This is a genomic window from Sulfitobacter sp. HI0129 (assembly GCF_001635395.1).
GTDB lineage: Bacteria > Pseudomonadota > Alphaproteobacteria > Rhodobacterales > Rhodobacteraceae > Sulfitobacter.
The window spans coordinates 1-224 of sequence record NZ_LWGH01000167.1; the positions used below are offsets into that span (position 1 = coordinate 1).

General features: G+C 61.6%; 1 pseudogene. It reads left to right on the forward strand.

Annotated elements, in window-relative coordinates:
- Nucleotides 1–160, forward strand: a pseudogene (locus A3764_RS24450) (complex I NDUFA9 subunit family protein); the annotation flags it as partial.
- Nucleotides 161–224 lie beyond the last annotated feature (64 nt).

Below are 224 nucleotides of genomic sequence, written 5' to 3' on the forward strand. Positions count from 1 at the left end.
ACGCGACAATGTCGTTGCCGAGGACGCGAAAGGGTTTGCCGATCTGGGCATTGAACCCACCGCGATAACCGCCGTGCTGCCGGAGTACCTCTGGCGCTTCCGGCCGTCGGGCCAGTATGACGCCATCAAGGATTCGGCGCGTAACCTGCGCCGCGGTTGATGGAAGCTTCCACGACGATCGTAGCCGCCTTTCTGGGTCTGCTGGAGGGTTTGACGGAGTTCAT